Source organism: Vibrio sp. 10N.247.310.24, assembly GCF_041467175.1.
Classification (GTDB): Bacteria; Pseudomonadota; Gammaproteobacteria; order Enterobacterales; family Vibrionaceae; genus Vibrio; species Vibrio tasmaniensis_A.
Map to the genome: position 1 here is coordinate 1 of NZ_JBFSUD010000075.1, position 21645 is coordinate 21645.

Annotated in this window: 15 protein-coding genes and 1 pseudogene; 15 read left to right on the forward strand and 1 reads right to left on the reverse strand. The window is 43.6% G+C overall.

The window, feature by feature from the left end:
* Nucleotides 1-46 precede the first annotated feature (46 nt).
* The 12 genes and pseudogenes from AB6E08_RS18430 (at nucleotide 47) to AB6E08_RS18485 (ending at nucleotide 15418) form a co-directional block, all read left to right on the forward strand.
* Nucleotides 47-931 (forward strand): iron-siderophore ABC transporter substrate-binding protein, encoded by an 885-nt coding sequence (locus AB6E08_RS18430; protein ID WP_372066980.1) that lies wholly within the window; start codon nucleotides 47-49, stop codon nucleotides 929-931.
* Between the two features lie 2 nt (nucleotides 932-933).
* Nucleotides 934-2928 (forward strand): Fe(3+)-hydroxamate ABC transporter permease FhuB, encoded by a 1995-nt coding sequence (gene fhuB / locus AB6E08_RS18435; protein ID WP_372066966.1) that lies wholly within the window; start codon nucleotides 934-936, stop codon nucleotides 2926-2928.
* 237 nt (nucleotides 2929-3165) lie between these two features.
* Complete coding sequence (locus tag AB6E08_RS18440; protein WP_372066969.1) at nucleotides 3166-3978, forward strand: crotonase/enoyl-CoA hydratase family protein; 813 nt, start codon at nucleotides 3166-3168, stop codon at nucleotides 3976-3978.
* A 93-nt stretch (nucleotides 3979-4071) separates the two neighbouring features.
* Entirely contained in the window at nucleotides 4072-5262 is a 1191-nt protein-coding gene (locus AB6E08_RS18445; protein ID WP_372066972.1) for an OmpP1/FadL family transporter, read from the forward strand.
* The gene (locus AB6E08_RS18450) at nucleotides 5262-5951 is read left to right on the forward strand and encodes a hypothetical protein (protein WP_017098442.1); all 690 of its coding nucleotides are present in this window, start codon (nucleotides 5262-5264) and stop codon (nucleotides 5949-5951) included. The genes AB6E08_RS18445 and AB6E08_RS18450 overlap by 1 nt, the downstream gene beginning before the upstream one ends.
* A 340-nt stretch (nucleotides 5952-6291) precedes the next feature.
* Complete coding sequence (locus AB6E08_RS18455; RefSeq protein ID WP_371708136.1) at nucleotides 6292-7404, forward strand: NADH:flavin oxidoreductase; 1113 nt, start codon at nucleotides 6292-6294, stop codon at nucleotides 7402-7404.
* Nucleotides 7405-7825: 421 nt separating this feature from the next.
* Nucleotides 7826-8461, forward strand: a complete 636-nt coding sequence (locus AB6E08_RS18460; RefSeq protein ID WP_102554616.1) for a CatB-related O-acetyltransferase — start codon at nucleotides 7826-7828, stop codon at nucleotides 8459-8461.
* Between the two features lie 152 nt (nucleotides 8462-8613).
* Nucleotides 8614-10260 carry an ABC transporter transmembrane domain-containing protein gene (locus tag AB6E08_RS18465; protein WP_372032218.1) on the forward strand — a complete coding sequence of 549 codons (1647 nt, stop codon included), beginning with the start codon at nucleotides 8614-8616 and terminating at the stop codon, nucleotides 10258-10260.
* Complete coding sequence (locus AB6E08_RS18470; RefSeq protein ID WP_372066976.1) at nucleotides 10257-12509, forward strand: ABC transporter transmembrane domain-containing protein; 2253 nt, start codon at nucleotides 10257-10259, stop codon at nucleotides 12507-12509. Before AB6E08_RS18465 ends, AB6E08_RS18470 begins: the two co-directional genes overlap by 4 nt.
* The gene (locus AB6E08_RS18475; protein WP_017098437.1) at nucleotides 12502-13815 is read left to right on the forward strand and encodes an HlyD family type I secretion periplasmic adaptor subunit; all 1314 of its coding nucleotides are present in this window, start codon (nucleotides 12502-12504) and stop codon (nucleotides 13813-13815) included. The genes AB6E08_RS18470 and AB6E08_RS18475 overlap by 8 nt, the downstream gene beginning before the upstream one ends.
* A 471-nt stretch (nucleotides 13816-14286) precedes the next feature.
* Complete coding sequence (locus AB6E08_RS18480) at nucleotides 14287-14445, forward strand: hypothetical protein (RefSeq protein WP_017101689.1); 159 nt, start codon at nucleotides 14287-14289, stop codon at nucleotides 14443-14445.
* A 432-nt stretch (nucleotides 14446-14877) separates the two neighbouring features.
* A pseudogene (locus tag AB6E08_RS18485) lies at nucleotides 14878-15418 on the forward strand (transposase).
* 47 nt (nucleotides 15419-15465) lie between these two features.
* On the opposite strand, the gene AB6E08_RS18490 reads toward AB6E08_RS18485, so the two are convergent.
* Nucleotides 15466-16164, reverse strand: coding sequence for a hypothetical protein (locus tag AB6E08_RS18490; RefSeq protein ID WP_017100276.1), 699 nt, complete (start codon nucleotides 16162-16164; stop codon nucleotides 15466-15468).
* 373 nt (nucleotides 16165-16537) lie between these two features.
* Between AB6E08_RS18490 and AB6E08_RS18495 the strand changes: the two genes are divergently transcribed.
* The 3 genes from AB6E08_RS18495 (at nucleotide 16538) to AB6E08_RS18505 (ending at nucleotide 21371) form a co-directional block, all read left to right on the forward strand.
* On the forward strand, nucleotides 16538-17446 hold the full coding sequence (locus tag AB6E08_RS18495) for an IS5 family transposase (protein ID WP_065679953.1): 909 nt from the start codon (nucleotides 16538-16540) through the stop codon (nucleotides 17444-17446).
* A 222-nt stretch (nucleotides 17447-17668) separates the two neighbouring features.
* Nucleotides 17669-19282: a methyl-accepting chemotaxis protein gene (locus AB6E08_RS18500; protein ID WP_017099453.1), complete on the forward strand. Its 1614-nt coding sequence runs from the start codon at nucleotides 17669-17671 to the stop codon at nucleotides 19280-19282.
* A gap of 250 nt (nucleotides 19283-19532) precedes the next feature.
* A complete protein-coding gene (locus AB6E08_RS18505) occupies nucleotides 19533-21371 on the forward strand; it encodes an EAL domain-containing protein (protein ID WP_017099454.1) in 1839 nt (612 codons plus the stop codon).
* The last annotated feature ends 274 nt before the right edge of the window (nucleotides 21372-21645 follow it).

Sequence of the window (21645 nt, forward strand, 5' to 3'; positions counted from 1 at the left end):
ATCGCCCAAACTGGTTAAATTTTAACAGTGACAACTACCCTGCCAGATAGGGTTAGCGAGCGCTTTATCGTTTAATGCGATGGCTGATTACCAAGTTGAAGATAGCGAGGGCGTTAAAACCCTTGAAGCTCAGCCTGTTAGAGTGGCGGCGCTGAACTGGGACATAGCCGAACAAGTGATTGAACTCGGTGTTACGCCAGTCGCGGTCCCTGATATTGCAGGTTATACCGATTGGGTTGTTCAACCTGCCATTCCAGAAGGCGTGGCGGACATTGGCACTCGAACTGAGCCCAATTTTTCTGCTTTGAAGAAGCTAAATCCTGATGTGATTCTCATCGCTTCGCCTCAGAAAGATCTTCAGGAGCGACTATCTGAAATTGCGCCCGTGCTTTACTACCAAACGTACAGTGAACAACACAGCAATGCAGCGGCTGCTATCGAGAACTTCAAGAAGATCGGACAGTTGCTTGGTAAAGAAGAACAAGCGAACCAAAAGCTGGCCGCAATGGATGAGCGTATCGCTGTCCTTAAGGCTGAACTGGATAAAGCGTATCCGGGCGACAAACCGAAAGTGACCTCTTTCCGTTTTGCGAGCACCACATCGGTGTTCATTTACGGCGATAACTCTATTCCACAATATGCGCTTGAACAGTTAGGTTTTGAAAATGCGATGGATCTTCCTGCGAGTCAGTGGGGCATCAGTCAAAAACGAATGACAGAGCTTAAGAACGTAAAGAAGGGCATTGCACTTTACTTTGAACCTTTCCCATATCAAGACAAACTAGACCGTTCTCCGGTTTGGAAGAGCATGCCTTTTGTTCGTAATGGTCAATTTAGCCCAGTAGCGGCAAGTTGGAGTTACGGCGGTGCCATGTCGATTTTGTATAACGCAGAAGCTATGGCGCAATCGCTGTTGACGTTAGCGGAGTAGTAATGAAATCCAGTGGTTTGGTGATGGGGGCAGTGCTGTTTTTCGCTTCCCTTGTTCATTTATGGTTAGGGCAATCTGAATTTGGCCCTATCGGTGAGCTGCTCCAGCAAGTTTCACTGATCAGTGACAGCGCGGCATTCAACTCAATGGTTGATGATTCATTCGAGTTGATGGCGTTAATCTATGTCAACTTGCCTCGCTTGGTCATGGCGATCTTGGTTGGCGGAACACTCGGCACCATAGGTAGCCTGTTTCAACAACTGACACAAAATCGCATGATGTCGCCGCTAACCTTAGGTACATCGTCAGGAGCATGGCTTGGTCTGGTTATTCTGAATGTGGTTGCGCCGATGTTGGTCGCTCAGTATTCAGTTTGGTTCGCTCTGATCGGTGCACTGCTGGCGATGGGGTTGATTGTTTCGATTGTCGGAATCAAAAACATGAGCGGCTTGCCAATTGTTTTGGCGGGCATGGCGGTCAACTTGTTACTAGGGGCATTTGCGACAGCAATTATCCTGCTTAACGACCAGTACGCACAGAACTTGTTTGTATGGGGAGCGGGTGATCTAGGACAGAACGGTTGGGAACAAGTACTTTGGTTAATGCCTAAGCTACTGCCGATCATCGCCATCTTCTTATTGGCGCCAAGAGTCCTGACTTTACTTTCGATTGGCACTGAAGGGGCAGCAGCACGCGGGCTCAATATTGGCGCAACATTCTTTGTATTGATGGCGGTTGGCGTTTGGTTGGTCTCTGTGTCGATTACCTCAGTGGGTGTGATCAGTTTTATCGGCTTGATTGCCCCGAACATCGCTAGGCATTTAGGCTTCTTAAAGGCCAAATCTGAACTCGTCGCAAGCTGTGTATTAGGTGCGTTACTGCTTTGCGTCACTGACAGTTTAGCGATCTTCTTGGCACAATGGTCTTTGGATATGATTCCAACAGGGACGGCAACCGCGGTCATTGGCGCTCCAGCGTTGATCATTATTGCGAGAAAGCAATTATCGGCTCAAGATCAGCTGTTTTTCTCGATGCCTAAAGGAACAAAGCTTATTTCACCTCTGGCTTACTTCTTGTTGGGCACAATGCTTTTCGGGTTGTTGGCGTTGAGTACGCTCTCACAGCCTTCTTCTGATATGGGCTATTTTGTTATCCCAGACGCATTTGAATGGTCGATTCGTTGGCCGAGAATGTTAACGGCGATATTCGCTGGTGGCGGTTTGGCGGTTGCTGGTGTGATTTTACAAAGATTGGTCTACAACCCGCTCGCAAGCCCAGACATTCTTGGTGTGTCAGCCGGTGCGGTTCTGGCGTTGATTTTCAGTAGCTTATTCATGGGTTATTCGATTCACTCATTGAGCCCTTGGATTGCATTTTTGGGTAGTGCGATTGCACTGTGTTTATTGCTATTCCTTGGCAAGAAGCATCAGTTTGCACCTTCGATCTTGATTCTCACAGGTATCTCATTAACCGCAGTTTTGGAAGCTTTGGTGCAATTCTCTCTAACGCGAGTGGGTGAGGGGAAATACACTTTATTGGCTTGGTTAGCGGGGTCTACCTATCGTGTTGAACCTGAGTCGGCAATGATTATGACCATGGTGATAACGGCTTCTATCGGGGCTGCTTTGCTATTGAGTCGTTGGGTGACCTTAATTGCTACTGGCCGACAGTTCGCGAGTGCCAGAGGGTTGAATACCAATCTCGCCTACGTGGCGCTGTTGTGTATTGTTGCGATCTTATGTTCGGTCGTGACAACCACCATGGGGCCTGTCGCGTTTGTCGGCTTGTTAGCTCCGCATATCGCTGCAATGATGGGGGCTCGGTTGGTGCGAGAGCAGATCATCTTGTCGTTTTTGATTGGTGCAGCATTGATGCTATTTGCAGACTGGTTAGGGCAAGTGGTGGTGTTCCCAGCGCAGCTTGCAGCAGGTACGTTAGTTTCAATTATTGGTGGCAGCTACTTCATCTTCTTGTTATTGAAATCTCGAAGAACATAGGTTCTCCCAAAACTGAGATCCCTTGATTATCAAAGCTACTGGTATTCAAAGCTATTGGCAATAAAAGCTACGAATGAAAAGCAGTGAATGGAGCGAACCATCACTGCTTTTTTATTGATGTCGTTTGTGTAAGGGGGAGGTGTTAAGCAACACAGGTCTCGCTTCTTAATGTGCAAGTTTGGCATATGTTAATAAAATGTATAATCTAAAGGTCTGACCACCAATAAGGTAGCCACCATGCCAAACCTCGATCGTATCACTTGTTCCATTGATGAAAACCAAATTGCCACCGTTGTGCTGAATAGACCCGATAAGCTCAACGCTATTGATATGGCAATGTTTGAAGGCGTCAATAATATGATCAGAGAACTCAAAAAGAATAACGAGATTCGCGCTGTGATAGTGAAAGGTAATGGTACGGATTTTTGTTCAGGGCTCGATGTTAAATCGTTATTGAACAGTAAAGTTGGAGCGATGAAGCTTTTGTTCAAATGGTTGCCGACGTTGCCAAATGCGGCTCAGTATTTTTCTATTGGTTGGCGAGAGATCCCTTGCCCTGTCATTTTTGCGATTCACGGGCGTTGTTGGGGAGGTGGGCTTCAATTAGCCAGTGGTGGTGATTTTAGAATCGCTAGCCCAGATGCGAACTTCTCGATATTGGAAGCGAAGTGGGGGTTGATTCCTGACATGGGAGGCGCTATCGCATTTAGAGAGCTGATGCGTAAAGATCACACCCTAGAAATGGCAATGACGGCCAAAGTGATCGACTGTGAAACCGCGAAAGAATATGGATTGGTGACCAAGATTGCTGAAGACCCTTACGCTGAAGCCTATGCGTTGGCACTTGAGTGCGCGAATCGGTCGCCAGATGTTGTCGCTGCTAATAAGAAACTCTACAACAAGACTTGGTGGTCCAGTCCTGGGTTCGCCTTATTTTACGAGACTTGGTATCAAATAAAGGTAGGGTTAGGTAAGAACAGAGCAATTGCTGCTCAACGTGAAATTCATCGAGACAAGCCGCGTCCATACGTCGCTAGAAGGTTCAAATAGCGCTTGTAAAGTAATAACGGGTATTCCCATTGTTTATAGGGCTTTGCGGTAATCTTAGATCAATTTAATGTCTAAGGCTAAATGAGCAATCTGATGAACAAAACTTTTACTTACTCGCTAGCTGCCACCGCAATTTTTACAAGTTTAAATGCTTTCGCAAGTGGTCTATTTTTACAAGAAGCTGTCGTCGCCAATGCCGGTACAACTGGCGCAGGTGACGGTGTTTACTCTCGTTCAGCTGCTGCGATGTGGACCAACCCAGCAACCATGTCTCACATGGGCGAAAGCAAAACGACTATCAATACCATGGCGTTTGACCTTGAGATGAAATATCAAGACAACCAAGACTCTAGCGGTGATGGTAAAGGCCATTCAGTGTTGCCTTCATTTGGTGCTTTCCACGCGCATCAAGTAACAGAACAACTGCACCTTGGTATAGCACTTGGCGCTGTCGGTGGCTCAAGCCTTGATTACGGTAGCGATTGGGCAGGTGCAGCCCTTCTAGAAGAAATTACTCTGACCGCAATGCAAGTGAATCCATCACTGAGTTATAAGCTGAATGACCAATGGTCTGTTGGCGCAGGTATTCAATTGAGTTGGGCTGCATTACAACAGTCATCTTCTCTTTTTATAGCCAAGCAAGATACTGACTGGGCTTATGGTTATAACCTTGGTGTTATGTACACACCAACAGAGAAGTTAAAACTGGGTGCGAGTTACCGCTCGAAACTAGAGCACGAATTCAACAATGATGTGAATGTCTTTACTGGCGGTCAACGTTCATTGAATACTGGTATTGATGTACCTGAACTCGTTGATGTCAGTGCAAGCTATGCATTGAATTCTCAATTAGATTTATTGGCAAGCATCCAGTTTCATCGTTGGAGCCAATGGGACAATACTGTTTTGGACCTAGGTACCAACGAAAATGGGGACTTCCCAATTAGTCAAACTCTACAACGTGATTGGGATGATGTTTGGAAATTTGCGGTTGGTGCTGATTATCAACTTAACTCAGATTGGCGTCTAAAAGCTGGCTTCTCTTACGAAACATCACCACAAGACGATCCGTCAATGCAATGGGTTGACCTCCCTGTAGGCGAACAGTACCGCTACTCTGTAGGTGCTTCAACGTATTGGGATGATATCTTGATCGATGTGTTCTACGAATACGCGGACTTAGGTTCGGTTGAGATGAATCGTGATGGACCTACAGGGCGCAACTTGCTCAATGGTTCTTTCGATGGCCGTATCCACTTTGTTGGCGTTAGTGCGACCTTCTAATGACATTACGTACTTTATTACTTGTTGCTGCTGCAACGTTCGGGTCGATGGGGGCTTTTGCTGAAGAGAAGCACCCTGACGACCCGACTAAAATCGTGACCAAAGCGGGCGTTGCTTATAACGAAGATTTGCAGTTCTCAGGCTCTATCGGTTTAGATGAAGCGCGAATGATCAACGCTCGTGTCAATGCGGACGGCGAAGAGTGGCGATTAGGCGGTTCATGGCTGTTGCCGATGGGTATCGTCAACTTCAACTTTAGCCGTTCAGAATACGACAACGATGCTTATAAGAACAACTACAGTATTGGCACATTTATACCACTGAGCTATTTCGATATTGAGCCGTTCGGTTGGCAAATCTTCCCAATGGCTGGTTACAGCTACAACGATGGTGAAGTAGCCGTATTCGATGATGAGAATGTGGGTTCTGATTATGTATTGATGCCGAGCTCGACACATGGTGGTTATATCGGAGCGTTTGGCTTAAAAACGATAACCGATGAATGGTCTATCATGGGCTTTGGTGGTGGTTCAATGGGTTCTGACGATTACTCTGGCTATTGGACTGGCGTTGGTGCGAGTTATAAATTGAGTGATGCTCAATCATTCAATTTCTTCACAATTTTTGCTGAGGATGATTTTGGAGAGAACAACAGTGTTGGTGCATCTTACACCTATGAGTTTAAATAGCTGTTAGCAGGTAGCAATTCGCAGGTGGACACCTCTCGTAAGAACCATTGACTTAGTCCAGATTAAATTGAACAAAGTCGCTTATTAAAACTGAGCGACTTTCTTTTATTTTATTTCCCAATCTTTTTTATCTCTTTCTGCTGCTTTCTATCTCTTTCTCATGTGAGAGTACTGCTCTCTTAATCTAGATTAAGTTTTCCTCGCCTTATTCTCTGTACTATCCGCATAAATCAACGCCCATTCAGTAATGGACAAAAGAGAGTCACTTTGTGAATAAGAAGTGCTTCTCTTTTGTCTTTTAAAATGGGCAAACATAATAAAGATTTAATGAGGATAAGACTTGAGCACTTTGTTTACAGAAACCCACATTGGCAAGATGACACTAAAGAACCGCTTTATGAGAAGTGCAACGTGGGAAAATATGGCTACCGAAGATGGGCATATGACAGATAAACTGTACGCTATCTATGAAGAGTTGGCTCAAGGTGAAGTCGGCCTGATCGTGACGGGGTACGCGAACATCGTTGAAGAAGAAAAGCCGAATGCGGGCATGATGGGTATGTATAACGACTCATTCATTGAAGAGTATCAGAAGCTGACTCAACTGGTGCACGACAACGACTGTAAAATCGTGATGCAATTGGCTTATGGTGGCACCAAAACCACGCATGATCTTGGCGAACGAGTGATCTACGCACCAAGTGAGGTTCCAGAAAAAGGCACTCAAACACTAGGCAAAGCGATGACCAAAGACGAGATCGACTACATTGTTGATGCGTTTGCTCAAGCGTCTTTGAGAGCACAAAAATCAGGCTTTGATGGCGTTGAAATTCATGCTGCTCACACTTACCTGATTAATCAGTTCTTAAGCCCTTACTACAACCAACGTGAAGATGAGTACGGCGGTAACTTAGAAAACCGCATGAGGTTTTTGTTAGAGATCTATACCGCGACGCGTAAGTTGGTGGGTGATGATTTCCCTATCTTGGTTAAGCTTACGGCTTCGGAGTTTTTTGAAGGTGGCGTGACCTTCGACGAAACGCGTATTGTGTGTAAAAAGCTTGAACAAGTGGGCGTGGATGGCATTGTCGTGTCAGGTAATATTCATGGCAAAGCAGACACTATGATTGGCGAGTCGAACGATGGTTTTACCATTCAAGCTGAAGGCTACTTCCACGAATATGGTCACGCGATCAGCCAAGACGTTAATATCCCGGTTATCACGGTTGGCGGCCTGACAGATTTTGATGCTATCGAAGCGATTGCAAACAGCACTGGCATTGAATACTTCGCGCTTTCAAGACCGCTGCTTTCTGAACCGCATTTAGTTAAGCGTTGGAAAGAAGGGGATAGAAGCCCTGTTGAATGCGAACGATGCTCTAAGTGTCGCACTAAGCGCGGCAACTTCTGCGTGGTGAATAAAGACAGAAAAGTACAGCTTGCACGCATGTAGTCGCTGAGCCCAGCTCCAAGCGAGATCTGAAGTTTATAGCTGAGTCTAAGTTTGAGCCTGTGTAATCGCGCAGGCTCTTGTTCATTCCGTATTCCACGAAACGAAATTTGAAACCTTATTAATCACATCTTCCTGTCAAATTGGCGCGACTAAACAGTTACACTACGCCTGTAAATTATCCAACCAAGTTATCGATAACAAACTGAGCAAACTGTGAAATTACTTCCTCTTCTTAAGCAACCTCGAATCCACTGACGCCTCTTTAGTTTTAGCGACTTTGCTATGATTTAAGCGCGATACTCACTATTCGTCCCTGTGAACCCTGTGTTTGTGGGCCGTTAGTTTGTGCACCTTGGATTTGCATCGTCGAACACTTTGATATTGAAACGAATAAAACTAAATAGATCATTCAGAGGTAAAAATGCAAAAGAAGCATTGGTCCAAATTCGAGTTGCTGCATGAAGTCGTAACCAACCCCAATATTCACGTAAAAGGTCAACACAGTTATTACAGCGATTGCTGGGATAACGGTTTTGAACAATCGGTAGTGCGTTATTTACACGGCGATGAAGTCAGCCGCCAGTGGGAGCCTCGATGGGAAATCGACGAACTCTATATCGGTGATTATGTCTGTATTGGCGCAGAGGTTGTGATTTTAATGGGCGGCAACCATACACACAGAGTTGATTGGTTTTCACTGTATCCATTTATGGATGTTATCGACGACGCCTACATTGGCAAAAGCGATACTCACATTGAAGATGGGGTTTGGTTAGGCATGAGAGCGATGGTGATGCCCGGTGTGACGATTGGCGAAGGCGCTGTAGTTGCAGCGAATAGTGTGGTGACTAAAGACGTCGCTCCATACAGCATTGTCGGTGGTTCTCCAGCTAAAGTCGTCAGATACCGCTTTGATGAGTTCGTTATTGACGAGCTCATTTCATTCAAAATATACGAGTGGCCCTCAGATAAATTTGAAGCGCTGAAACCGTATTTATGTAACTCAGACTTTTCAAAGTTAAAGCAGGCGATAACGGATTACGACAATTGTTTGTAAGGAGCGTTTTTAAGGTACGGGTTTAGCCACAGATTTGTGTAAAAAGATCTGTGTCATATTTATATTGAAAAACACGTTAAATCAGTCCGTTACCTTGCAATACTGAACATGGTGTACCAATCTTATTTCATAAGCATGGATAAGGATTGTGTATGCCCGTAAGTTCAATGAAAAACAAAGGGGTGGTGGGGAAAGTCCTACTGCCTTCTTTACTCATAAATCTTCTCTCTCTCGCCGTTCCGTTAACGGTTTTACAAATTTACGATCGTATTTTACCTAACCAAAGTTACGGTACTGCCACTCTGTTGTTGGCGGGTGCAGCGTTGGCTGTTGCCATGGAAGCATTGATCCGGTTTGTGCGTACTTGGCTTTTGTCAGCCGCGGCCAGCAATACCGAGAAAGCGACCTATCAAACCTTGGTTGAAAGAGTAACAACGGCTTCATCAGGCCATCTTCGCCACATTGGTGTTGGCGGCGTGGAAGAGGGGCTGGGCTCAGTATCAAAAGTCAAAGATTGGTATTCCGGCGGTGTGATTGCAGGCTTTATTGATTTGCCTTTTGCATTGATCTTCTTGGGCTTGGTGGCTTACATCGGCGGTGAGCTGGTGGCGATACCTTTGGCAGTTTGGCTGATTACTCTCGGAATTGTTTGGTTATCTTCTATTCGCGTTAAAAGTCTAAGTGAAGAAGCTTCCCAAGATGAGCAGGAGCGAAAAGCGTTTTTGATTTTGTTAAGCCAAACCATTCAAGGAATCAAACGTCAGGCTGTTGAGTCTCGAATCTTCAATCAGTTTAAATCCCTCAATAATGTTCGCTCTCAGTCTAAAGCGAGAGAAGAAGAACAGAACGCCTTCGCCCAAGAGTGTATTCAGCTTGCTGCATTAGCCACGTCAGTTTTACTGGTGATTACGGGGAGTTTGTGGGTGTTGGATGGCCAGTTAACCACTGGTGGATTGGCGGCATGTTCTATCTTATCGGGAAGAGCCGTCGCACCTTTAAGTGCTCTGGTTGGGGTTAGAATCAAGCTTAATTCAATACACAGTGCCAATCAGGCAATAGAAAAATTGAGTGACTTATCATTATCGGAATCTTCAGATTCTGAGCAAGTTGAGAACCACTTATCTGACTTTGAGACGTTGGAAATCAAGCAAGCGACCGTTGAAAGATATGGTGAACTATCTCATGCAGATGTCACACTGAATAAAGGTGAGTTGATATTGTTAGAGAGTGAGGGTCGCCACACCAACAGTCATTTATTGTCGTCGATTGCAGGTATTGATGATCTAAAAGCGGGTGAGTGTTTCATTAACGGAGCTGCAGTTTCAATCGCATCCGTAACCAATATTGTGGCCTACTGTGGCGTTAAAGGGCAGTTGGTGTCGGGTACTATTCTCGACAACTTGTGCGGGTTTGACCCTGAGAAAACGCAAAGCGCCAGTGACTATGCAAAGCGTTTGGGTTTAACCAAAGAGATTACTCGATTACCCGATGGACTAGAGACACAAATTGGCCATACGAGTGCTTCTTTGTTGAGTATGGGTAACGTGAAAATGCTCAATATCGCGGCTCAATTGGCAAGTGATAAACCCATAATCATGTTGGAAAGGCCGGATTCTTCACTTGATTTAGATGCCCTTGGGAATCTAGCTAAGGTGTTGGAAGAAGAAGTAACGGCAGGACGCACGATACTGATGGTGAGCTACCATTCGAAGCTTCGCGAATTGGCTAATCGAATCATTACAGTGGAAAGTCGAGCTATTACGGTCGACAGCGAGAGCAATCAGGAGGCCGTCGTATGAATCGTTTAGATATTGGTAACCCTTCAGGTACGAACAACCGTGCAGATACCAGCGGTCGACAAGAGGTGATGAACCATTTAGAAACCGAGAGCCTTTCCGTTCTTAAGCAGTTGGAAGTTAATGCTAATATCCAGTTGTTCGCACATCAATGGGTCGATGAAAATGGGATTGAATCAATCGACGATATGTTTGCCTTGTTCGACAGGCTTGCACTACCTTATCGTTTGGTTGCCAACCTAGATGAAGTTGGCGAACATAAATTAGTATTGCTGGTGCTTGGCGAACATGAGTTGCTCTCTGGTCATATAGAATCGAAACAGTTTATTGCTTTTGATGACAATGAAGACATTACTGATGTCCCTCAGTTTTGTATTGTTATCGAAGGTCCACCACTAGAGAAGGCTTCTCCTGATTGGGTTGGGGAACGGCTGCATGCGTTTCGCCCCATTATTCCTAAATTGCTGCTAGTCAGTTTTATCACTAACTTATTTGCGCTTGCGGTTCCTTTCATCACGATGTCGATTTATGACCATGTGATTGGTGGTGATGCAGGGCATGAGTTGCAAGGTATCACCATTGGCGCAGCGTTGTTGTTTGTGATGATGGGTTGGTTGAGAACATTACGTAGCCGAGTGTTTGCTTCAGTTTCCAACCGAGTAAGTCGTGAGATTTCTCAATCCCTCGTACAGCGTCTGCTTCGTAATAGCTATGCTCAAAATCACCAAACAGCTTCTTCTAGTCAGCAAAACCAAGTGATGCTGTCAGAGCGTATTTCAGGTGTGCTATCGGGGCCATTAGGAAATGCGTTATTTGACCTACCATTCATTCTTATTTTTGTACTTGCGATAGGTGTTTTAGGCGGGTGGTTGGTACTGGTTCCAGTCGTCTCTTTAATCCTTTATTACTTGCTAGCAAAACGCTCGATACGCTCTAGCAGCAAGCGCTCTATGCAATCGACAGTGGCAGGTACGAATCGTCAAAACATGACTAATGAGCTGTCATCCAAGCTTGCCTTTATTCGCAGTGCTGGATTCTCAGAGCACTGGATTCAACGTTTCAAAAAGGCCAATCTTCTTGCTTCAACAGTGACCTTTAATCAATCGGTTCTCCAGAGCCGGTACACCTCGATTTACTATTTCATTGGTGTGGGGTCGACACTCGCCGTGATGGGGTTAGGAATAGGACTTATTTTTGAACAAGTGATGACGCCCGGTGGTTTGATTGCTTCAATGATGTTGATATCTAAGGTGACTGGCCCAGCTCAGGTGTTGGCAAACAGCGCTATGCGTTTTAATAGCTTTAATCAATCCAAGCTGCAAGTGAACCGTATTTTGTCTCAGCCGTCTGAGCGTGAATTCAGTTACCAGCATCACCCGTTACCTGTGGTAGCGCCTAACTTGAAATTAGACCAAGTGACACTGCGCTATCCCAAACAGAGTCGCCCGGCCTTGAACGGTGTGAGTTTTGATATTGAAGCCGGTGAAATTGTCGCGATTACCGGCCCTTCTGGGAGCGGTAAATCAACATTAATTGAAGTGCTGTCTGGCTTGCAGCCTATCCAAAATGGCATGGTCGAGCTTGAAGGCGTTAACCTCGTTCAATACGATCCGCAGCTTTATCGCCACTGGTGTTTTATTCGAGCCGCATATCCTGATTTGCTTACGCTGAGTATTCGAGAGTGGCTAAACGACGGTCACAAAGTCGAAGATAAGAAAATGATATCTGCAATTGAAATGGTGGGCGGAAAGCGTTGGTTCGAGACATTATCAGGTGGGCTCGATACTTCCATCAGCAGTATTCAGCCGGACAGCCTTTTTGACATGTTGTCTGGCAGCGTCGCGCAGATCCTCATTGATGCAAAAGCGCTGGTTTATGACTACCCAATGTTCTTAATGGATAATCCTGTGCCTGATGCTCACCCAAATGCTAAACGTATATTTGGTGAGTTTGTGCAGTCGAAAAAAGGAAAAGCAACGGTGATTTACACGTCCCACGATCCGGATTTAATCAAGCTTGCCGATAAAGTGGTGGTATTAAATGAAGGTGCAGTGGTTTATGCCGGTCCATTAGAGCCGGAGCAGTCTTCGAAGCAGGAACAGCCTTCAGAGCCTCAAGCTTCTCAAGAACCGCAGTTATCTGAGCAACCGTTATCTCAAGAGCTACAGCCGTCAACTCAAGAGGCGTCTGCTCAAAAAAATGCAGCCCAACAAGAACAATCAAAGTCTAAGCAAGGAGTCGCTAATGACTAAACAATCTATCGAGAAGGGCAAGCGCTACGGTGAACTTGTTGAATCACAAAATACGGCTCGTACATTGGCGCTGGCCACATGGTCGGTTGCCTTATGTGTTATTGCTTTTGCCACTTGGTCTGTAGTCACTCAAGTTGATGAAATCGCCAAAGCCAAAGGTGCTGTGATTCCGGAAGGCGAGAAGCAAGTATTACAAAGCGCGATTGGCGGGAAGTTAAAGCAAATTCTCGTTAAAGAAGGGCAGTTGGTTGAGAAAGGCCAGCCGCTTGTTGAGTTTGATGCCACTTTCCAGCGTACCGCCCTTGAAGAGCTAAAGTCCCAACAAGTGACGCTTCTAGCCAGTGTGGAACGTATGAATGCGCTGCTTGAGCAGCGTGAGCCTAACCTTGCTGAGTTTGAGGTCGATTACCCAGAGATCGTCAGCCAACAAAAAGCGCAGCTGAACGCGCAAAAAGCCCTCTACTTCCAAAAGCGTGTGGTGCTTGAGAAAGAGAGCGAACAAATTGCAGAGCAGCTTCGTAGTGTAGAAAAGGCCTTGCCGAGTTATGAGAAAGAGTTGAATGCGACTAAGCAAGAGTTGAATATACTAGAAAAGGGTTATAAATCGGGCAACATTTCACGCTTACGTGTGCTTGAAATGCGTCAAAAACTGGCCAGTATTGAGCAGAAAATTGAAGAAGCTCGTGGCAAGAAGTCGGTATTGATTAGACAAGCTGACAGTAATGACCAAAAAATCATACAGCTTCTGGCCGAGGCGAAAGCTAAAGTGAGCGATGATCGTTCTAAAGCCGTCTCTGACTTGTCAGCCCTGAACGCCAGAGTACGTTCAAGCCAAGCGAAACTGACCAACACCATGTTAGTGTCGCCGCTACAAGGTTTGGTGCAAAGCCTGCCAAGTACAAAGAACGGAGGTGTTATTCAGCCGGGTGGCACTGTGGTTGAAATTGTTCCTGTTGGTGGGAAAGCCGACTTTAAAGCTCGTTTGTCGCCAAGAGATATTGGTTTTGTGAGTGTAGGGCAGCCGACTCGTATCAAGATTGATGCGTTTGATTACAGCCGCTTTGGGGCGCTAAAAGGGGCGGTTGAGAGTATTTCACCGACCACAAGTCAAAGCGAGCGTGGCGAGATCTATTATGAAGTCGTCGTCTCGGTGGATGTTCCCTATTTCCGTGATAATCCTGAGAGCTTTTCTATCTTGCCAGGTATGACGGGCGAGGTAGATATTACAACCGGTGAGAAGTCAGTATTCCAGTATTTATGGAAACCGATTTATACCAACGTGAGTGTCGCGTTTGGGGAGCGTTAGTTTGTTTTATAGTTAAAAGTTAGAACTTAACCGAACTAAACGACTGTCTTGTATTTCAAGGTGTTAGAATAAATATCAATAGGTTATGGAAAGTTTAACTGCGTATAAAAACATATAACTTTGTCTTTCGGGAGATTCTGTCGCCAATTTGTCGCCATAAAATCTTCTCTTTAATAAGGATAAATTGTTGGAGAGATAAAGATTAAAGTTAATTCGAAGTAGATTCACAGATAGTTAAAACCATCGGCAAGTTCTGGCTAGAAACAATTTAAGGCGTTTGAGTTAATTTTTACGTTTTAGGTTACGCAAAGCAACTTGAAACTAGAAGTATTGGGGGATTTATGGTTGTCTTATCTTCTTGTTGCATAACCAAGTATCAATGCTTTACTACCAATGACTGTATTATATTGATAAAATACCGCGAAACTCCAGAAAGTTGGTAATTATGATAGACAATAACGTACCCAAACTATGAAAGTGATTATTTTATCAGGTGCTGGGCTTTCTGTTCCTTCAGAACTGCCTGCATATGAAGATATTAAAAATACACCTGAATACCAAGCATTCCAAGGAGCTTCACCTTGTGAAGTATTGGCTCTTGTAAAGAAAATTCGGCATCAATATGAATAATTTTTGCCGAATCGAGCACATTACGAATGTATGTATCTCGAAACATATTGTCAATCACTAGGAGTTGAGTTTCTACATTACACTTTAAATATTGATGACTTAATTGAGAAAGCTGGAGGGAGTGCGGTACATCTTCATGGTTGTATAAATGAACCAGACAGTATCGTTCAATGCAAAGATGTCCCTTGTGTAGACCTTTTCAATATTGAGTGGGAAGTAAACGATCTCCTAATAGTACTTGGTGTTAGTAACAATGGTTTTCCTTTAGCTGCATTAGAGGCAAATGCTTTGGCGTCTGGAGCTAAATTTGTAAACTACAACATTGTTTCTAATAGTGAAACTAGGGCGTGTTGATCTTTCGTGAATGTTTTTTGAACAGCATGGTAAAGAGTTATAATTTGCTTCGCCAAAAGTAAAACCATAACCAATACCATGCCAAGAACAATGCTAACTGATAGGGTTCGCTGGGAACTGATACTCCAAGTTATGAAAAGTACAGGTCGTATTTACGATAAAACTGAACATCGAATGACATTTGAAGGAATACTTTATCGAATGAGAACAGGTATTCCTTGGCGAGATCTACCCTCTGAGTTCGGAGAGTGGACTGCCGATTTGCTTTGATTTATCAGAGGGACAACGCCACGATATAGTGCATGCCGAAAGCTTAGTTGAGCAACTCGATGAAGTTAATACCATCGTTTGTGATAAAGGATATGACAGCGAACCTTTCCGTACTTTTGTTAAGGAACGTGGCGGAGAAACGGTAATTGCTAAACGCAATTACGGACAAGATATAGACAAAGACAGTATGGATTGGTGTCTATACAAGTATCGTCACTTGGTCGAAAATGCCTTTGGGAGAATTAAACATTATCGAGCTATTTCAAGTAGATATGACAAGCTAGAAAGGAATTATGCCAGCATGTTATCGCTGGCATTCATGTTAATGTGGCTACCGATGTATTGTTGAACGCGAAATGTACAGCAAAGATCAACACGCCCTAGTTAATGACCAATTTAGTTCGTTGGAGCATTTCCATACAAAATACCCGTGTCATTACCTAACACCCCTGCAATGTAATCTTTACCGTTGTGCTTAACCGTCAAGAAAACCCCGTTGTAACTGCCATTTAGCGCTGATTGCGAGCAAGAAACGGCACTTGCGTTATCTGCATTAAAGTAAGATCCATTACGAACCAATTTACCTGTAATTGTACAAACGCCATTAACGACATATGAACCATCTGCGTTAATCGTCCACGTACTACCATCTGTTGTATTGGTATGAGTACCGGTGATTTGGGCAAGAGCTAATGAGTCAGTTGTTTTATTCATTGAGTAAACAAGGTTTGACCCGCTAACAACGGCTGTTAGAGTTGCAATATTGTTTGTAAATTTAGCATGCATTAACTGAATTCTTTCTTTCACAAAAACATTGTTGCTAGTAAAAGATAGACCTCTAGTTGTCATCGATGTTTCTGTCGTGGTCGCACTATCAACAAAGTAAACGCTGTTGTTCGCGAAGTCACCCACAATTAGGTTGTTCTTAGATCGCTTTGAGTCAACAAGCATGACGGTCAAGTCAGTCGGGTTAACGTATAGGCCATTACCACTAAACGTTTTTACTGTTGCACTCGGTGCCGCTGACGAACCACCGCCACAACCTACAAGTACTACTGAAGCGAAAACACCTAAAATGAAGCCTTTGTTTTTCATTGTGATTACTCTTTATTATGTATAAAGATCTTATCATATCTAAAAATAATAAATCCCGCAAAGTTGCGAGAGAACCGGCGACGCTGACGGATCCCCTCATATTTTCCCTAGTCCTGCATTGTGTGTGAGCCTTTGATATTCGAACATGATCTGCACCATCAATACTGGACGTTACGTTAAGCGACTTTGTCATTACGTTAACTACGGACTAGGTGATATAAAGGTATGAATCAGTTAGTTGATACTTAACGGTGTACTCTTAAGAACTAAAGCTTTTAATTTTCCACTCTTGGAAGGCGTTGTTGCCTAAATCAGTTGAACCTTTTTCGAGTCTTGCGATCTGATCCTTTATGATGGTTAGAGCGGTGGTGACATGGGTAAGGCAAAAAAGAAGATAACTAACTGGGCGGAGTACAATAAGGCTCTGTGCAAACGGGGCTCGGTTACGTTCTGGATAGATGATTCAGCCGTAGATGCATGGCGATGCAAAGCCCATCATGGTAAGCGTGGTAGAGGCTTCCAGTACTCTGATACAGCGATTGAAACTGCATTGATGATTAAGGGGATATTCTCTCTACCATTGCGGGCTCTTCAAGGTTTTATCGACTCTATCTTTGAGCTACTGGAGGTTCCACTGACGCCCCCTGACTACACGTGTATCAGCAAACGCTCGAAGACAGTTCAGGTCAAATATCATAACAAATCCAGAGGAGCTATTCGCCATATCGCTATTGACTCGACTGGTCTCAAAGTCTTTGGCGAAGGTGAGTGGAAGGTGAAAAAGCACGGCGCCGAAAAACGCAGAACTTGGCGCAAACTGCACTTAGCCGTTGATGTAGAAACTCATGAGGCCATTAGTGCAGAAGTCAGTCTTGTAAGTGTTGGCGATAGCGAAGTGCTGCCAACATTACTCAACCCTTTACGTAGAAAGGTAGATACCGTATCTGCTGATGGAGCGTATGACACAAAAAGTTGCTATGAGACCCTGCAAAATAAGGGCAGTACTCCGTTGATACCGCCTCGAAAGAATGCGGCGCTTTGGGAAGAAGGGCATCCCAGAAATGAAGCAGTAAAGGCTTTGAAAAACGGAACAATAGCGGAGTGGAAATCTGAGTCGGGTTATCACTATCGCTCAATATCTGAGACCGCAATGTCTCGATATAAAGGACTAACCAGCGGTAAATTGAGCTTGAGATGTTATAACGCTCAAGTGGGAGAAATCATGGCGAATGTCAAAGCTATAAACAAAGTCATAGGACTAGGTATGCCTGTTCGAAGCTAACGGTGAGTCAAATATGGCGTCGTTGGTCTTTAAACCGATTTGATCAACAACGCCGTCGTATTGACTAAAAAGCATGCGAAACGGGGTGCCTCTATCTCCATTGAATTACGCAACAAAGCCACCTCAGATGACAATACTTCGGCGCACTTAACAAAATTAACCTTTATTTATAAGTGGGCATTAAGTATTATTGATAATATTAATAATACTTGATAATTAAACATGTTAAATAATGTATCTATAAAAAACAAAATTCAAATGACAATCGGTCTAGCGGCTATGCTTATGTTATTGTTGGGAGGATTCGAACTCTACATTCAACAAGAGCAGAGACTTGAAGAAAGGCATGATAAACTGCAAGCGCAAGTAGAGACTGCGGTATCCTTAGTCCAACACTTCAGAACCAATGAGTCTCTAAATATAGAAGACGCTCAAACAGCAACAAAAAAAATATTATCAGACCTCAGATACGATGATGACCACTATTTTTGGGTAACCAATACAAAAAACAAACTAATTATCCACCCGAAAAGGCTGACTTCTATTGGCCAAGATATGACTAACGTTCGAGATAGTAAAGGTAATTATCATTGGCGCGAAATGTCTCGTATTGCCAAAAACAATTCTTCAGGTTTTTTGAGTTACACATGGCGAGATCAGCAAGGAAAAGATAAAGATAAGGTTTCATATGTGTATTACATTCCAGAATGGGATTGGATTGTAGGATCGGGATTATTCATTTCTGACATCCAAGAAGATTTTCACAAAAATATCATACAGCAAAGCGTTTTATTAGTAATTATTATGGGGATCTTGTTTTCTATTAGCTTCTTTATCGGCGATAGTATTGTAAAACCAATCGAACAATTAGTTGAAAACCTCAAGATCATCGCGAGTGGCAATTTAACAACAAACTTCCAACAGAACCGAGAAGATGAGATTGGAGAGCTAAACCGAGGCCTTTGTCAAATGCAGACTACCATTAGAGGTACCTTAATTGCTGCGCAAAGTACAGCCGATAAGGCAAGTCTTTTATCGGAAAGCATAGCCTCTTCAAGTGAAGAAACCGCTCAAAGTTTAGCATCTCAGAACTCACAACTTGAGCAGATGTCAACGGCAATGAGTGAAATGTCAGCAACTATTAAGAATGTAGCTATCAACGCCGAATATAGCTCAGAAAAAACCAGTGAATCCTCGCATCAAGCACAAGCCAGCAGCCAAAGTATGGTCACAACACTTGAAGATGTTTCGGCAATCTCCCTCTCTATCGATGAAACAACACAGTTAATGGCGACCTTGAAACGCGGTGTAGATAATATAGGCCAAGTTGTGCAAGTTATCCAAGAAGTGTCTGAACAAACAAATTTACTTGCACTGAATGCCGCGATTGAAGCGGCGCGAGCAGGAGAACAAGGTCGTGGTTTTGCTGTGGTTGCCGATGAGGTTCGCAATCTTGCAAGCCGAACTCAAGATTCTACCAGTCAAGTTCAATCAACGATTAACGAGTTACTCTCTAGTACTTCTGAAGTGCTTACTGTCATGGAAAGTAATAATGCAAGTATTAGCACCTGTGTAGAAACAGCTCAACATACAAAAGACACACTAGTATCTATGGTAGGAAGCCTCAACGAAGCTAATGATATGGTCGCTCAAATTGCCGCTTCCGCTGAACAGCAAGGCATCGTTTCAAATGAAATGAGTGAAAATGTTAGTGTGATTAATTTATCAGCAAGAGAAATTAATCAAGCTAGTGTACATATGGCATCTCAAACTCAAGAGATGGCAAGTGCTGCCGAAGAGCTTAAACAACTATTGACATACTTTAAGCTGGAATAATCCGACGCACCTTGGTCTATATCGACACCTCTCCCCCGGATATAGACCAATCTATTTGCTCGTTAATATTACTAACAGAAGGTTTTTTTTCAAAACCAAAAGACAAAGTCATCAACCTACGATCGATTAACTAAGTTTACTTAAATACTTAGACTAATAACCAAGCTGTGCTAAAGACTTAAGTCTGTTGTTGCTGAGTCAAAGGTCTAGGTTGATTAAGTGTTTTTGACTGACCTCAAAGAGCAAAAAAGTGTGTTATTCACTCTACTATATTGGAGATGTAAAGATTAAAATCAATAAAAACATAAAACTATCAGTAGATTACAGTCTTTTAGATGTATTCAAGAAAGACTGTACCAAGTCACTACTAACTCCAAATAACTGTGTCTCGGTGATGACTCAACAAGAAAAACTGTCATTTTTTTTCTCTATCGTAAACCAAAGTGCAAACGCCGTTGTTATTACAAACGTTGACAGGGACATTATCTACGCCAATAAAAAATTTGAAGAACTGAGTGGCTATGCCCTATGTGAAGTTCTTGGCAAGAACCCAAGAATATTGAAATCAAACAATACCCCAGTCGACAGCTACCGCGATATGTATCGCACATTACAGTCGGGAAGTTCTTGGAAGGGTGTATTTTTCAATAAATATAAAGATGGCCCCGAGTATATTGAAGAAGCTGTTATTTCTCCGATAATGTGCGATATAGGAGAAGTTATTTGTTATCTTGCAGAAAAAAAAGACATTACAGTTCAAAGGGCTATGGAAGACAGCGTACGGAAATTGACTCATTTTGATAGTCTAACGGAACTGCCTAATCGGGCCTACTTTATCGAAGAAGCCAAGAGGATAATGGACTTTCAACTAGCTAAAGATAACTGCTTTACGATATTGTTTGCCGACTTAAACCGATTTAAAGAGCTTAATGATAGCAGAGGCCACCTTGCTGGTGATATGGCGCTAAAAGAGGTAGCTAGACGGATTGAAAACGCACTTCCGTCTGGTGATTTAGCAGCTAGAGTTGGAGGGGATGAGTTTGTTGTGATTCATCGAAAAGCGACACAAGAAAGCACTGCGCATTTAGCTGCCCAATTGGTAGCGGCACTGAGTCGACCTATCCCGATAAATATAGGACAAAAAGCTTTTCTGGGTGTTAGTATCGGAGCAGCCACATGGCCTTTGGACGGTGAAACATTGCATGATGTGCTCTCACATGCAGACTTAGCTATGTACGAAGCTAAGTCGACTGATCGGGGCTTTGTCTTCTACACGGAACAGATTGGCACACACTATCATCGTGAATTGGAGTTATCGCGCAGGTTAAATCAGGCTATACACGATAAAGATCAGTTTCATCTAGTCTATCAGCCAAAATTTTATACAGCCAGTACGGAAGTTGCAGGGGTTGAAGTTCTGCTTCGCTGGGACGAGCCTGAGCTTGGTATCATTAACCCTGGGGAGTTTATTCCTCTTGCCGAGAAGTATAGGATAATGTGTCCTCTCGGTAAGTGGGTCATCAAAGCCGCTAGTAAGCAATTTCGTCAGTGGCAATCAGAGGGTAGAGTGTTGCCAGGTAGAATGGCTGTGAATATCTCCGTTCAACAATTAGAGCAACCTGAGTTCTTTGAGAGCATTATAAGTATGATTTCAGAAGAGGGACTCTCTCCTTCCATATTTGAATTAGAAGTGACAGAGTCGGTATTGATGAGTAACCCAGAAAAAACAATGCGCGTGTTGCAAAAGTTAGAACATGTAGGATTCAGTATCGCTATCGACGATTTTGGTACTGGCTTTTCGTCTTTATCGTACCTCAAAAGAATTAACGCAAAGGTTTTGAAAATTGATAAATCGTTCATTGAGAGTTTGGCGACCAGCATACACGACAAAATGATAGTGAAATCTGTGGTGGACTTAGCTCAGAATCTGGGGTTATCCGTTGTGGCTGAGGGCGTCGAAACTGAGGAGCAAAGGCGTTATCTTGAAGAGGTCGGGTGCGACATGGTACAGGGCTACTACTACTCAAGACCACTCACCGCAGAAGAATTAATCCGAAAATTTACTTTTAAAACTTTGCTTAAGGAATGAACAATGACTGAGCATTCTTCTCCATTTTTAAATACTTTCTATTTGAGAGTGTTATCTGTCGTTCATGAAGGTTTGTCGCAAAGTTATGAAGAAGCACAAGCGTACTGATTTTTATATGAAATTAGGCTGATTTCGAGTGAAGCTGTTCCCAAACAGATAAGCTTTCAGGATTGTCAAGCAGTCCATTTTTAATTATCGACCGGCTTTGTTGCGTAATTAAATTTAGAGATAGAGCCAACCCGTTTCGCGTATTTCTTAGTCAATACGACAAGTT

Excerpts from the sequence above, each read along its gene's own strand:
- fhuB (WP_372066966.1), top strand. The coding sequence starts at position 934 with ATGAAATCCAGTGGTTTGGTGATGGGGGCAGTGCTGTTTTTCGCTTCC.
- AB6E08_RS18440 (WP_372066969.1), top strand. The coding sequence starts at position 3,166 with ATGCCAAACCTCGATCGTATCACTTGTTCCATTGATGAAAACCAAATT.
- AB6E08_RS18445 (WP_372066972.1), top strand. The coding sequence starts at position 4,072 with ATGAACAAAACTTTTACTTACTCGCTAGCTGCCACCGCAATTTTTACA.
- AB6E08_RS18450 (WP_017098442.1), top strand. The coding sequence starts at position 5,262 with ATGACATTACGTACTTTATTACTTGTTGCTGCTGCAACGTTCGGGTCG.
- AB6E08_RS18460 (WP_102554616.1), top strand. The coding sequence starts at position 7,826 with ATGCAAAAGAAGCATTGGTCCAAATTCGAGTTGCTGCATGAAGTCGTA.
- AB6E08_RS18465 (WP_372032218.1), top strand. The coding sequence starts at position 8,614 with ATGCCCGTAAGTTCAATGAAAAACAAAGGGGTGGTGGGGAAAGTCCTA.
- AB6E08_RS18470 (WP_372066976.1), top strand. The coding sequence starts at position 10,257 with ATGAATCGTTTAGATATTGGTAACCCTTCAGGTACGAACAACCGTGCA.
- AB6E08_RS18475 (WP_017098437.1), top strand. The coding sequence starts at position 12,502 with ATGACTAAACAATCTATCGAGAAGGGCAAGCGCTACGGTGAACTTGTT.
- AB6E08_RS18480 (WP_017101689.1), top strand. The coding sequence starts at position 14,287 with ATGAAAGTGATTATTTTATCAGGTGCTGGGCTTTCTGTTCCTTCAGAA.
- AB6E08_RS18490 (WP_017100276.1), bottom strand. The coding sequence starts at position 16,164 with ATGAAAAACAAAGGCTTCATTTTAGGTGTTTTCGCTTCAGTAGTACTT.
- AB6E08_RS18495 (WP_065679953.1), top strand. The coding sequence starts at position 16,538 with ATGGGTAAGGCAAAAAAGAAGATAACTAACTGGGCGGAGTACAATAAG.
- AB6E08_RS18500 (WP_017099453.1), top strand. The coding sequence starts at position 17,669 with ATGTTAAATAATGTATCTATAAAAAACAAAATTCAAATGACAATCGGT.